The sequence below is a fragment of the Faecalibacterium sp. AF10-46 genome (assembly GCF_003604105.1).
Lineage (GTDB): Bacteria > Bacillota > Clostridia > Oscillospirales > Ruminococcaceae > Faecalibacterium > Faecalibacterium taiwanense.
Genome location: NZ_QVGY01000002.1, coordinates 282,705 through 295,198 on the forward strand (window position 1 = coordinate 282,705; position 12,494 = coordinate 295,198).

12 protein-coding genes are annotated in these 12,494 nt (G+C 57.9%); 9 read left to right on the forward strand and 3 right to left on the reverse strand.

Annotated features, from left to right (window positions below; genetic code table 11):
- Positions 1-140 precede the first annotated feature (140 nt).
- Positions 141-650 carry an 8-oxo-dGTP diphosphatase gene (locus DWV57_RS04720; protein WP_120020131.1) on the forward strand — a complete coding sequence of 170 codons (510 nt, stop codon included), beginning with the start codon at positions 141-143 and terminating at the stop codon, positions 648-650.
- A gap of 123 nt (positions 651-773) precedes the next feature.
- Here the strand turns inward: DWV57_RS04720 and DWV57_RS04725 are convergent, their stop codons facing one another.
- The gene (locus DWV57_RS04725) at positions 774-1,832 is read right to left on the reverse strand and encodes a PTS sugar transporter subunit IIC (protein WP_120020132.1); all 1,059 of its coding nucleotides are present in this window, start codon (positions 1,830-1,832) and stop codon (positions 774-776) included.
- 342 nt (positions 1,833-2,174) lie between these two features.
- Between DWV57_RS04725 and DWV57_RS04730 the strand changes: the two genes are divergently transcribed.
- The 8 genes from DWV57_RS04730 (at position 2,175) to DWV57_RS04765 (ending at position 11,236) form a co-directional block, all read left to right on the forward strand.
- Entirely contained in the window at positions 2,175-3,377 is a 1,203-nt protein-coding gene (locus DWV57_RS04730) for a glycoside hydrolase family 25 protein (protein ID WP_243112301.1), read from the forward strand.
- Positions 3,378-3,391: 14 nt separating this feature from the next.
- Entirely contained in the window at positions 3,392-4,234 is an 843-nt protein-coding gene (locus tag DWV57_RS04735) for an HAD family hydrolase (RefSeq protein WP_120020134.1), read from the forward strand.
- A gap of 107 nt (positions 4,235-4,341) precedes the next feature.
- Complete coding sequence (locus DWV57_RS04740) at positions 4,342-5,064, forward strand: DUF4830 domain-containing protein (RefSeq protein ID WP_120020135.1); 723 nt, start codon at positions 4,342-4,344, stop codon at positions 5,062-5,064.
- 293 nt (positions 5,065-5,357) lie between these two features.
- Positions 5,358-5,621, forward strand: coding sequence for an HPr family phosphocarrier protein (locus tag DWV57_RS04745; protein ID WP_005937619.1), 264 nt, complete (start codon positions 5,358-5,360; stop codon positions 5,619-5,621).
- 106 nt (positions 5,622-5,727) lie between these two features.
- Positions 5,728-7,368 (forward strand): phosphoenolpyruvate--protein phosphotransferase, encoded by a 1,641-nt coding sequence (ptsP, locus tag DWV57_RS04750; RefSeq protein ID WP_097776992.1) that lies wholly within the window; start codon positions 5,728-5,730, stop codon positions 7,366-7,368.
- Between the two features lie 183 nt (positions 7,369-7,551).
- Positions 7,552-8,733 (forward strand): cation diffusion facilitator family transporter, encoded by a 1,182-nt coding sequence (locus DWV57_RS04755; RefSeq protein ID WP_120020136.1) that lies wholly within the window; start codon positions 7,552-7,554, stop codon positions 8,731-8,733.
- Positions 8,734-8,752: 19 nt separating this feature from the next.
- Entirely contained in the window at positions 8,753-9,940 is a 1,188-nt protein-coding gene (locus DWV57_RS04760; RefSeq protein ID WP_097776994.1) for a pyridoxal phosphate-dependent aminotransferase, read from the forward strand.
- A gap of 84 nt (positions 9,941-10,024) precedes the next feature.
- On the forward strand, positions 10,025-11,236 hold the full coding sequence (locus DWV57_RS04765; protein ID WP_120020137.1) for an NADP-dependent isocitrate dehydrogenase: 1,212 nt from the start codon (positions 10,025-10,027) through the stop codon (positions 11,234-11,236).
- 99 nt (positions 11,237-11,335) lie between these two features.
- Here DWV57_RS04765 and DWV57_RS14445 read toward each other — a convergent pair whose 3' ends face one another.
- Together DWV57_RS14445 and aroD are read right to left on the reverse strand one after the other, a co-directional pair.
- The gene (locus DWV57_RS14445) at positions 11,336-11,506 is read right to left on the reverse strand and encodes a hypothetical protein (RefSeq protein WP_165852900.1); all 171 of its coding nucleotides are present in this window, start codon (positions 11,504-11,506) and stop codon (positions 11,336-11,338) included.
- Positions 11,507-11,538: 32 nt separating this feature from the next.
- Positions 11,539-12,294, reverse strand: a complete 756-nt coding sequence (aroD, locus tag DWV57_RS04770) for a type I 3-dehydroquinate dehydratase (RefSeq protein ID WP_120020138.1) — start codon at positions 12,292-12,294, stop codon at positions 11,539-11,541.
- Positions 12,295-12,494 lie beyond the last annotated feature (200 nt).

Sequence of the window (12,494 nt, forward strand, 5' to 3'; positions counted from 1 at the left end):
TCTGGCATATTCAGAGGAAAAAGTTATTTTTGGTTTGCACCCCGGCAAAGCCTGCGGGCTTTGCCGGGGTGTTTTTTCACGGGAGGGGCCGCAGCGAAAAACGGCATTTTCCACAAAAACAAGATCAAAAGGAGAACTCAATGAATCTAGGAGCCTTCATGAACCCGGAATTCCCCATTTTCAGCACCACGCTGTGCTATCTGGAACGGGACGATGCCTACCTGATGCTGCACCGCATCAAAAAGCAGGACGACTACAACCATGACAAATGGATCGGCGTGGGCGGAAAGTTTGAGCGGTTTGAAAGCCCGGAGGACTGTCTGCTGCGGGAAGTGAAGGAGGAGACCGGCCTGACGCTGAAGCGCTTCCGCGCCCGGGGTCTGCTGACCTTTATTTGGGGCAACATGACCGAGTTCATCCACCTGTACACCGCTGATGAATGGACGGGCGAGATGGTGCAGGGCGATGCCTGCAGGGAAGGCGTGCTGGAATGGGTGCCGAAGGATAAGGCGGCTGAACTGCCCATCTGGGAGGGCGACAAGATCTTCTTCCGGCTGCTGAATGAGGACCGGCCTTATTTCTCCCTCAAGCTGGTGTATGAAGGCGATACCCTGAAACAGGCGGTGCTGGACGGGAAACGAATCGTTTGAGCGCTTCCTGTGCAGAGCGCAGCCGCGTGTTTAACCGTGAAAAGACAAATCCCGGCAGACCGCAGCCTGCCGGGATTTGCTCAATCAAAAAGCAAAAAGCAAAAAGAATTTTCCGCTTAAAAATCAGTTCAGCTTCAGGTCGCCCTCTTTGATCCAGCCCAGCTTGCGCTCGATCTCGCAGAAGATCACACTCAGCACAGCGGGCAGAACAAAGCACAGCAGCACCATGGCAGCCCAGTCCATCGGGGTGATGGCGGCTTTGGTACCGGCGGCAATGTCGCTGACCCAGCCGGTGTACACGCCGATCTGGCCCACCAGACCGCAGGTGCCCATGCCGGAAGAGACAGCGGCACCGTTCATCTCAAAGTGGAACACGCAGGTGGCCAGCGGGCCGGTGATGGCACTGGCCAGTGTGGGCGCGATCCAGATGCGGGGGTTCTTGACGATGTTGCCCATCTGCAGCATGCTGGTGCCAAGGCCCTGACTGACCAGACCGCCCACGCCGTTCTCCTTGTAGCTCATCACGGCAAAGCCGATCATCTGGGCGCAGCAGCCTGCCACGGCGGCACCGCCAGCAAGGCCGGTCAGACCCAGCGCGGCGCAGATGGCGGCAGAGGAAATGGGCAGGGTCAGCGCCACGCCCACAATGACGGATACAAGAATGCCCATGGCCAGCGGGGCCTGCTCGGTGGCCCACATGATCAGGGTGCCCACCTGACTTGCGGCGGTGCCAATGGGTGCGGCGATCAGCATGGAAAGGCCCACGCCGGAAAAAATGGTCACCAGCGGGGTCACGAGGATGTCCACGCGGGTCTCCTTGCTCACGGCCTTGCCCAGTTCGGAAGCCACGATGGCAATGATGAGCACGGCCAGCGGGCCGCCTGCGCCGCCCAGAGCATTGGCCGAGTAGCCTACGGTGATCAGGCTGAACAGCACCAGCGGCGGGCAGTGCAGCGCCCAGCCAATGGCGCAGGCCATGGCCGGGCCGCTCATGGCCGTGGCGTAGCCGCCAAGGTCTACCAGTACGCCAAGGCCGGTCTGCTGGCCCAGCGTCTTGATGATGGTGCCGATCAGCAGGCTGGCAAACAGGCCCTGCGCCATGGCACCCAGCGCTTCAATGAGATAGCGCTGCGGGGTGATGACGATATCCTTGCGTTTTAAGAAATCTTTCACATTTGACATAAGAAACTGCCTTTCTGTTTCAAGATGGTGGATTCAATGCAAAAACTGCATGTCAAGTATAATACCATACACATGTCAAGACAACAAGACAAAATGCTGATTTTGCTGGAAATATCTGCAATTTTTGGCTTTGTGCAATGTTTTTGCGGGCTGAGACGTATCTGTTTTGGAGCATTTTCTGATACCGGGGCGGCAGCTTTTCGGAGCTGCGCTTTGCAGTGTGCGGCAATTGACGGGGGCTTGCCCGCGGGTGTATACTGAAAGAGTATTGAGAAGATGAAACGCTGCCCTTTTTGCGAAGGGCGGCATCCCGATAAAAATGCATGAGGTTTGGAGCACAGCATGAAAAAAACGTTCTGGAATAAACTGACTGCCCGCGGCACCCGCGGCAAAACGCGGTGTGCAGCGGCAGTTCTGGCATTGGCAATGACCTTTTCAATGGGGGCACCGCTGGCACTGGCTGCACAGCCGGAAGAAAGTACCGCGGCAGTGACCGAGACTGTTTCTGCACAGCAGGAAACGGCAATGCCCACCCTGCAGACGGAGACCCCGGAGCTTGCTGCACAGGACCCGGAAGCACCGCCTGTACAGTCCACTGAAGCGGAGGAGAACAGCACGAACCAGCACACGCCGGAAAACAGCGTGGTGCTGACACCGGAAGAGATCCGTGCCGCGCTGGATGCCGGTGCCATGGATGCCGCCGAGGCCCAGTGCATCGACCTGAGCGATGAGAACGGTTTTTTCAGCTGGCTGTTCAATTTCCTGTTTGGCTGGCTGGGCAAAGACGAGTCCCAGCCGGAGCCGGCCTACTCCGGCTGGCGTACCTCCGGCGGCAAGACCTACTACTACAGCCAGACCACCAACAAACCGGTGACCGGCATCCAGTGCATCGACAATAAACTCTATTCCTTCAATGCGGATGGTGTGCTGGAAAATGGCAAGACCTTCGGTGTGGATGTTTCCAAGTATCAGAAGAACATCGACTGGAACCAGATCAAAAAGGCAGGCGTGAGCTTTGTGATCGTCCGCATCGGCTACCGCGGCTATGGTGCTTCCGGCACGCTGGTGCTGGACCCCATGTTCGAGGAGCATTTCACCAATGTGAAGAATGCGGGCCTGAAGGTGGGCGTGTATTTCTTCAGTCAGGCCACCACCGAGGAGGAGGCCAAGGAGGAAGCCTTTGCCTGTGCCTACGTGCTGAACGGACGCAAGCTGGATTACCCCATCTTCTTTGACACCGAAGCATCCGGCGCTTCCAATGGTTCCGGCCGTGCCGACGGTCTGGGTATGGAGGACCGCACCAAGTGCGCCATCGCCTTCTGTGAGGAGGTCAAGGCACAGGGCTACAAACCCGGTGTGTATGCCTCTACCCTGTGGTACCGCAAGCGTGTCGATCTGAACAGCCTGAAAAAATATACCATCTGGAACGCACATTATGGTGTTGCCAGCAGCCCCATCGACTGCGCCCTGTGGCAGGGCACCTGCACGGCACGCCTGCCCGGCTATAAGGGCGATATGGACGTGAACATCAGCTACATCGGATAAGTGAGGAAACTGCAATGGACCGCATTCGCCTGATCGCATCGGATATGGACGCGACCCTTCTGGACGAGTACAGCCAGCTGCCGCCAAAGTTTACCGAGACCATCCGTGCACTGGCCGGGCAGGGCATCTTGTTTGCCGCCGCCAGCGGGCGGCCTCTGTACACACTGGAAACAATGTTCCCCGATCTGCTGGAGGAGATCATTCTCATTGGCGACAACGGCGGCGCTGCCCGCTGGAAGGGGAAAGATCTGTTTGTGTCCGAAATGCCTGCCGAGGGCTGGCGGCAGTTGGCCCGCAGCACAAAGCAGGCCGGAGACGTGGGCCTTTTGTGCGGACTGCAGGCGGCCTACGCGGAAAAGCAGGACGAGAAATACGATAAAGTTTTCAAGAATTTTTATACCCGGGTGGAATACGTGGATGACCTGACTGCGGTGGAAGCGGCGGCGGATAAGTTTACCATCTATCTGCCCAACGATGACTCGCAGGAAGCCTTCGACCGGATCTACGGCGCATTCCACACCGGAAATGGCGGTGCATTCTCGGTGGCAGTGGCAGGCAGAAACTGGGTGGACGTGATGAACCCCGGTGTGCACAAGGGTGCAGCACTGGCAAAGGTGGGTGCACTGCTGGGCATTCCGGCCGACAGCATGATGGCCTTTGGCGACACCTACAACGATGCCGAGATGCTCACCACTGCGAAGTACGGCTTTTTGATGGAGAACGGCAGCGGACCGCTGCGGGCGCAGGTGTCGTTTCTGGCACCGTCCCACCGGGAATACGGCGTGATGCAGGTGCTGAAACAGGTGCTCCGCCAGAACGGCGAAGTAAGCTCGGAAGATTTTACAAAAGCACATTGATCGATATTGACAAAAGGGCAGGTTTTACCTGCCCTTTTGTCATACACCCCAGCTGTGCTGAATAAATTGTTCTCAGAGCAATAAACAGGCTGGGGAGGCATGGGGATATGTTTGTAGTCACGTTGAGCAAAACGAGCCTGAAAAAACTGGGTCTGGGTGCCATGTGCTGCGCACTGGTGGTGTGCAGTGCCCTGCTGGGCCGGTTCATCAGCCACCGCACCGTTGCGGTCTCGGCGGCGGTGAACAAAATTGAGAGTGCACAGGACATCCAGACATGGTTCACCGGCTACGGTCTGGATGTGGACGGCGCATCCATCACGGCAGACAAGGTCAAGATCCCCCGCAAGTGGGATGACAGCTTTTCGGCCTTCAACGGGGTGGTGCAGCAGAGCGGCATGGACCTTGCACGCTACAAGGGCAAGACCGTGGAAAAATGGACGGCGCTGATCCCGGCGGCAAGCAGCGGCGAGACCAGCCGCTACGGCGTGCTGTTGGTGTACCGCAAAAAGGCCGTGGGAGCTTACCTGCTGGAACGGCCCTCCGGCGTTGTGGTGGGCCTGAAAGACATGCAGGCCGCCATGGCGGAAGCTGAGGCAAAGCAGACTTCCGGCGAGGACTACGAGGGCGACTGGGGTGAGCGCCACGACGAAGAGCTGACCGGCAGCGAACCGGCACAGCAGACCTCCGGCGAGGACTACAGCGGCGATTGGGGCGAACGCCATGACGAGGAATTGACCGCACAGCAGACCTCCGGTGAGCCGGATGCCGTGCCGCAGGCTGTACCTTATACGGAACTGCCGCTGGATGCCGAGGGATATCCGGTGGAATGAGCACCGGAACGACCTGCCAAAGCCGGAAACGACCGGGAACAGCTTCGGGTTTTGATGCAAAATCAGGCCGCAATTTGCCTAAAATTTGCGCACAAGCAGAAGAAAAAGTGAAATGCGTGCATTTTTGTCACATTTGTATGTTCAATTGTACCAAAATTTTGCATAAAAAATTAGCAATATGAAATGGTGAAAAATTCCCGGCAAGGGTTTATAATAGATGTATCAACCGTGCCGCGGCTCGGCCGCGTCTGGTGCAAGTGCAGAAGCGCCGCACGGGATCAAGTAAGGAGAAAATGATTATGAAGGAATTCCAGTATACCGTTAAGGATGCATGTGGCATCCACGCTCGTCCCGCCGGCCTGCTCGTCAAGACCGTCAAGGGCTTTGCCAGCAGCGCTACCCTGGAAAAGGACGGCAAGAGCTGCGATATGCGCAAGCTGATGGCTCTGATGGGCATGGGTGTAAAGCAGGGTGAGACCGTTACCGTCAAGGTCGAGGGCGACGACGAGGAAGCTGCAGCAGCAGCCATCCAGAAGTTCCTGACCGAGAACGTCTGATTCCGCAGTTAAGATGAGGAAGGCCCTCGCGGGTGAGCTGCGGGGGCTTTTTTTGGACTGTCGGAGCAGTGCGGCCCCGGCACAGATGAAGAAGGAGTAGTGTGCAATGCAGGTAGGCACCGGTAAGAGCATCCTGAATGGCATCGCCATCGGCAAGCTCAAGATCTACAAGAAAAAGGATACTGCCATTTCTGCCGCAGAGGTAGCGGATACCGCAGCGGAAGTGGCGCGTTTTGAAGAAGCGCAGCAGAAGGCCATTGAGCAGCAGACTGCGCTGTATGAAAAGGCACTGGCAGAGGCTGGCGAGGACATCGCCGAGGTGTTCAACATCCATGCCATGATGCTGGAAGACGACGACTTTGTGGATGCCATCAAGGAGATCATCAACAGCCAGAAAAAGTGTGCCGAGTACGCCGTCAAGACGGCAGGCAACAATCAGGCTGCGGTGTTCGCCGCCATGGATGACCCGTATCTGCAGGCCCGCAGTGCAGATGTCATCGATATCGCACAGGCCATTCTGGACATCCTGCAGGGGGTGGACAACGCCAGCCTGCAGGGCACCGAGCCCAGCATTCTGGTCGCGGAGGATCTGGCCCCGTCTGAGACCGTCCGCATGGATAAGAGCCTGCTGCTGGGCTTTATCACCCGTGAGGGCAGCTCCAACAGCCACACCGCCATTCTGGCCCGCAGCATGAACATCCCTGCCCTGATCCAGTGCAAGGATATTCAGGACGACTGGGACGGCAAGATGGCGGTCATCGATGGCTACAACGCCTGCGTTTACGTTGACCCCACCCCCGACCTGCTCAAGAGCCTGAAGAAGCGCCAGCAGGAAGATCAGAAGAAGCAGGCCCTGCTGCAGGAGCTGAAGGGCAAGCCCAACACCACGCTGGACGGCAAGACCATCAATGTCTTTGCCAACATCGGCGGCATGAGCGATGTGGGCGCTGTGCAGCAGAACGATGCCGGCGGTGTGGGCCTGTTCCGCACCGAGTTCGTCTATCTGAACTGCAAGGACTTCCCCACCGAGGACTACCAGTTCGAGGCCTACAAGCAGGTGGTGGAGAGTCTGGCTCCCCGCAAGGTGGTCGTCCGTACCTGTGACATCGGTGCCGATAAGACCGTCGATTACATGAAGCTGGATCACGAGGAGAACCCCGCTTTGGGCTACCGCGCCATCCGCATCTGCCTGACCCGCAGGGACTTCTTCAAGACTCAGCTGCGCGCTCTGCTGCGTGCTTCTGCCTACGGCAACATGAGCATCATGTTCCCCATGATCACCAGCCTGCGGGAGCTGCAGGATGCCAAGGCTGTTCTGGAAGAATGCCGCGCAGAACTGACCGCCGAGGGCGTGAAGATGGGCCAGAACATCGAGGTGGGCACCATGATCGAGACCCCCGCCGCTGTGCTGATCGCGGACGAGCTGGCTGCCGAGTGCGACTTCTTCTCCATCGGCACCAACGACCTGACCCAGTACACCTGTGCGCTGGACCGCCAGAATGCAAAGCTGGAGCCGTTCTTCAACCCGCACCATCCCGCTGTGCTGCGCGCCATCAAGATGACCATTGAGGCGGGCCACCGCCACGGCATCTGGGTGGGCATCTGCGGTGAGCTGGGTGCCGACACAGCCCTCACCGAGACCTTCCTGCGCATGGGTGTGGACGAGCTGTCCATGAACGCCAAGAGCATCCTGCCAGTGCGCAAGATCATCCGCAGCGTGGACCTGAGCAAGCCTTCTGAGAAGTAATTCATCCGAAAATCCCGGTTTACCGTTCCCATAAAGCTCCCCGGCAGGGCATCCCGCTCTGCCGGGGTCTTTCTATACCGGGCAAAAGTTTTCGGAAAATACTTTAAAACGATAAAGCGAAATGCTATACTATAAGCGATAACAGGGTATGCAGGTGTCCAGCGCTGCCCATGGAGGACCGTTATGACTCAGTTTTTGATTCGTCTTTTCATCCGCCAGCCCGACCATGCGCAGGACCCTAAGGTGCGCGCCGCCTACGGCAACCTTGCCTGCTGGGTGGGCGTGGCATGCAACCTGCTGCTGTGTCTGGGCAAGCTGACCGTAGGCACTCTGTTCGGCTCCATTGCCATCATGGCAGATGCCCTGAACAACCTGTCGGATGCCTCGTCCAACGTGGTCAGTCTGGTGGGCTTCAAGCTGGCCGGCAAGGCCCCGGACGCAGAGCATCCCTTCGGCCATGCCCGGTATGAATATCTGGCGGGGCTGGTAGTCAGCGTGACCATTCTCGGCATCGGCTTTTCGCTGCTGAAGGAATCTGTGGTCAAGGTGCTGCACCCCACCCCGGTGATGTTCAGCTGGCTCACGGTGGCCGTGCTGATCGCATCCATCCTCGTCAAGCTGTGGATGAGCGGCTTCAACCGCACCATCGGGCGTATCATCGGCTCCGAGACCCTCATTGCCACTGCTGCGGACAGCCGCAACGATGTGCTGAGCACCAGCGCGGTGCTCATTGCAGCGGTGCTGTGCCGCGTGACCGGCTGGGATGTGCTGGATGGCCTGATGGGTGTAGGCGTGGCGGCGTTCATCCTGATCTCCGGCTGGGGCCTTGTGATGGATACGCTCAGCCCGCTGCTGGGCGAAAGCCCCAGCGAGGATCTGGTGGACCACATCGAGCAGAAGGTGCTCTCTTATCCCGGCGTGCTGGGAATGCATGACCTGATGGTGCACGACTACGGCCCGGGACACCAGTTCGCCTCCCTGCATGTGGAGCTGCCCGCCGAGCAGGACCCGCTGGAGGCACACGACCTGATCGACAACATCGAGCGGGACTTTTTTAAGAATGACCGGCTTTTGGTTACCATCCACTACGATCCCATCGTCACCTCGGATTCTGCCGTGGGCGTGCTGCGCGCCCGCCTGACCGAAAAGCTGCGCCAGCTCGACCCGGCCCTTTCGCTGCACGATCTGCGCATCGTGCCGGGCAGGACCCACACCAACGTGCTGTTCGATCTGGTGCTGCCGGCAGGCTATGCAGGGGATAAGGTAGAGCTGCTGGCACAGCTGGAACAGTTCATCAAGGAACAGGATACAGCCTACAGCTGCATCATCAAGGTGGAACAGAGCTATACGGCTGCCCACAAATAAACTCTCAGGGGGAAGTATTATGCTGAATGAGACCTACCGCGCGATGCTCGGCAATAAGAGCGTCATCCGCGAGACCTTCATGTACGGCAAACAGCGTGCCGCAGAGATCGGATATGAGAATGTGTTCGATTACTCGCTGGGCAACCCCAGCGTGCCCTGCCCGCAGGAGTTCACTGCCGCCATGCAGGACCTGCTGGCCAACGAGGAACCGGTAAACCTGCACGGCTACTGCCCCAGTCAGGGCGACCCGGGCTTCCGCACCGATGTGGCAGCGCACCTGACAAAGACCTTTGGCCTGCCCTATGAGCAGAAGCACATCTTCCCCACCACCGGTGCGGCGGGTGCCATCGCCCATGCCATCCGTGCGGTCACGCAGCCCGGCGACGAGGTGCTCACCTTTGCGCCCTACTTCCCGGAGTACGGCCCTTATGTGGCGGGCACCGGGGCAGTGCTCAAGGTGGTGCCGCCGCAGGCACCGACCTTCCAGCCCAATCTGGACGCATTCGAGCAGATGATCGGCGAAAAGACCACCTGTGTGCTCATCAACACCCCCAATAACCCCACCGGCGTGGTCTACTCTGCCGGGACGCTCACCCGCATGGCAGAGATCCTGACCGAGAAGAGCAAGGCTTTTGGCCACAACATCTTCCTCGTCAGCGATGAGCCCTACCGGGATATCGCATTCGACGGCAAAAAGGTGCCCTACCCGGCGGCGTTCTACCCCCACACTCTCACCTGCTTTTCCTATTCCAAGAGCCTGAGCCTGCCCGGCGAGCGCCTTGGCTATGTGGCGGTGCGTCCGGGCTGTGAGGGCGAGGATGTGCTGGTGGACATGATGGCCCAGATCTCCCGCTTCACCGGCCACAACTGCCCGCCCAGCATCATCCAGCGGGCCGTAAGCCGCTGTCAGGATGTGACCAGTGATCTGAGTGTGTATGAGACCAACATGAACCTGCTGTACGATAAGCTCACCGCGCTGGGCTTTGAGGTGGAGCGCCCCGGCGGTACCTTCTACATTTTCCCGAAGGCGCTGGAAGAGGACGCCAACGCTTTCTGCATGAAGGCCCGGGAGTTTGACCTGCTGCTGGTGCCCAGCGACAGCTTCGGTGTCAAGGGCTATGTGCGCCTTGCCTACTGCATCGATACCGAAAAGGTCAAGCGCAGCCTGCCGGCCCTTGAAAAGCTGGCAGCCGCTTACCGCAAATAAACATTCTGCCGAACTGCCCGCGCGGCATCTGGCAGTGCAGCGCGGCTGGAGAAACGATCCAAAGAGAGGAAAGGGAACCCTGCTATGGAAAAGATCAAAATGACCACGCCCCTCGTCGAGATGGACGGCGACGAAATGACCCGCATTCTGTGGAAGATGATCAAGGACGAACTGATCCTTCCGTTTGTGGACCTCAAGACCGAATATTACGATCTGGGCCTGCCCAACCGCGACGCTACCGCCGACAAGGTGACCATGGATGCCGCCCTTGCCAACAAGAAGTACGGCGTTTCGGTCAAGTGCGCCACCATCACCCCCAATGCCCAGCGCATGGACGAGTATAAGCTGCATGAGATGTGGAAAAGCCCCAACGGCACCATCCGCGCGGTGCTGGACGGCACCGTGTTCCGCGCACCCATCATGATCGACAGCATCAAGCCGGTGGTCAAAAACTGGAAAAAGCCCATCACCATTGCCCGCCACGCCTACGGCGATGTGTACAAGTGCACCGAGTTCCGCATTCCGGGTGCCGGCAAGGCTGAACTGGTGTTCACCGGTGCCGATGGCTCTGAGCAGCGCGCCACCGTCTTTGATTTTGAGGGCGCTGGCGTTCTGCAGGGCCAGTACAACAAGGATGATTCCATCCGCAGCTTTGCCCGCAGCTGCTTCAACTACGCACTGGATGTGAAGCAGGATCTGTGGTTCGGCGCAAAGGATACCATCTCCAAGAAGTACGACCACACCTTCAAGGATATCTTCCAGGAGGTGTACGACACCGAGTATCAGGCAAAGTTCGAGGCCGCAGGCATCACCTACTTCTACAGCCTCATTGACGATATCGTTGCCCGCGTCATTCGCAGCGAGGGCGGCTTTGTCTGGGCCTGCAAGAACTACGACGGTGACGTGATGAGCGATATGGTCTCCACTGCCTTTGGCTCTCTGGCTATGATGACCAGCGTGCTGGTCAGTCCGGACGGCAAATATGAGTTCGAGGCCGCCCACGGCACCGTTACCCGCCACTATTATAAGTACCTGAAGGGCGAAAAGACCTCCACTAACCCCATGGCTACCATCTTTGCGTGGTCTGGCGCGTTCAAGAAGCGCGGTGAACTGGACGGCCTGCCGGAGCTGGTGAAGTTTGGCGAGGCACTGGAAGCCGCCAGCCTGCAGACCCTGAACGACGGCATCATGACGAAAGACCTGTGCGGTCTGGCCGAGGGCATCACCCCCACCGCTGTGGACAGCGAGGGCTTTATCAAGGCCATCCGCACCCGTCTGGAAGCCAAGCTGGCATAAAACGATTTTCAATATAACATAAAAACCGGAACGATCCACCCGAAAAAGGGACGATCGTTCCGGTTTTTGTTTTAGGCAGGATGTGCGACAAACTGGAATTTAGTAACGCAAAAGGAAATATACGACATATACCCAACTAAGTAATCCATGAAAAATCGCCCAACCGACAGACTTCCACGTTGTATAACTAATAACCATAGCTAATGCACTTCCAAAAGTTATTCCTGATTTTACCGTTTTCTTGACATTCGTTGATTTATTATCTTCCATGTTTGTTTCCTCCACAAATTCCGAGTTGTTGGTTACAAATGCAGTGCATCTAGCACTTCATTTACGATGTCAAGCTGCACCTGCCCCGGTGCACTGGCCTGCCCGGGATTGGCAAAGGTCATGGCGGAGCCAAGGGCTTCGCCGGAAAGGCGGCTCACCGCGCCCAGAGCTCCCATGCTCATGGTAATGATGGGAGTCTCCGGATGCCGGTCGGCCATTTCAGCGGTGGCAGCCAGAAGCTCCAGCACATCGGCACGGCTCTGGGGCATCACAGCCAGCTTGGGCAGATCAGCCCCGGCCTGCTGCATGGCAACCATGCGGCTCACCAGTTCGGCGCGCGGCGGCGTTTTATGGAAGTCGTGGCTGGAACACACCACTGCAGCCCCGGCGGTGTGGGCATCTTCGATCAGCGCGGGAAGCTCTGCGCCTGCAGTGAAAAATTCAATGTCGATCAGATCGGCGCAGTCGGTGGCAAGAACGGTGCGGATAAAATGAAGATACTCTTCGTGAGCCAAAGCGGCCTTGCCGCCTTCGGCTTTTGTGCGGAAGGTGAAAAGCAGCAGCTTATCCTTCAAGGCAACACGGAGCTTCGCGGCGCAGTGCACGATAGTCGGAAGGTCTTTTGCGCCTTCAAAGCAATCGATACGCCATTCCACACAATCGGCGCGCAATGTGGAAAACTCGGCAGCTTTTTCAAGAATGGCGGTTTCCGTGGGCTCTACAATAGGAATAATAACTTTGGGGCGGCCCTCGCCGATGCAGCAGCCGCGGATGTTGACACAGGGCATGGCGCTTCTCCTTTATAGAATAAGTATAGCTACCTTACACAGGATGCTGGGGGATGACTCCATAATACGTTCTGCCCGCCGCCTTGTCAAGAAAAAGGCACGCCCTGAAACGGGTGAAAAACGGGGAGATTCTTTGCGCTGCAAAGAAATTGAAAAAAGTTGTCAAAAAGTGTTGACAAGGAGGCGGGGGTGTGGTATTA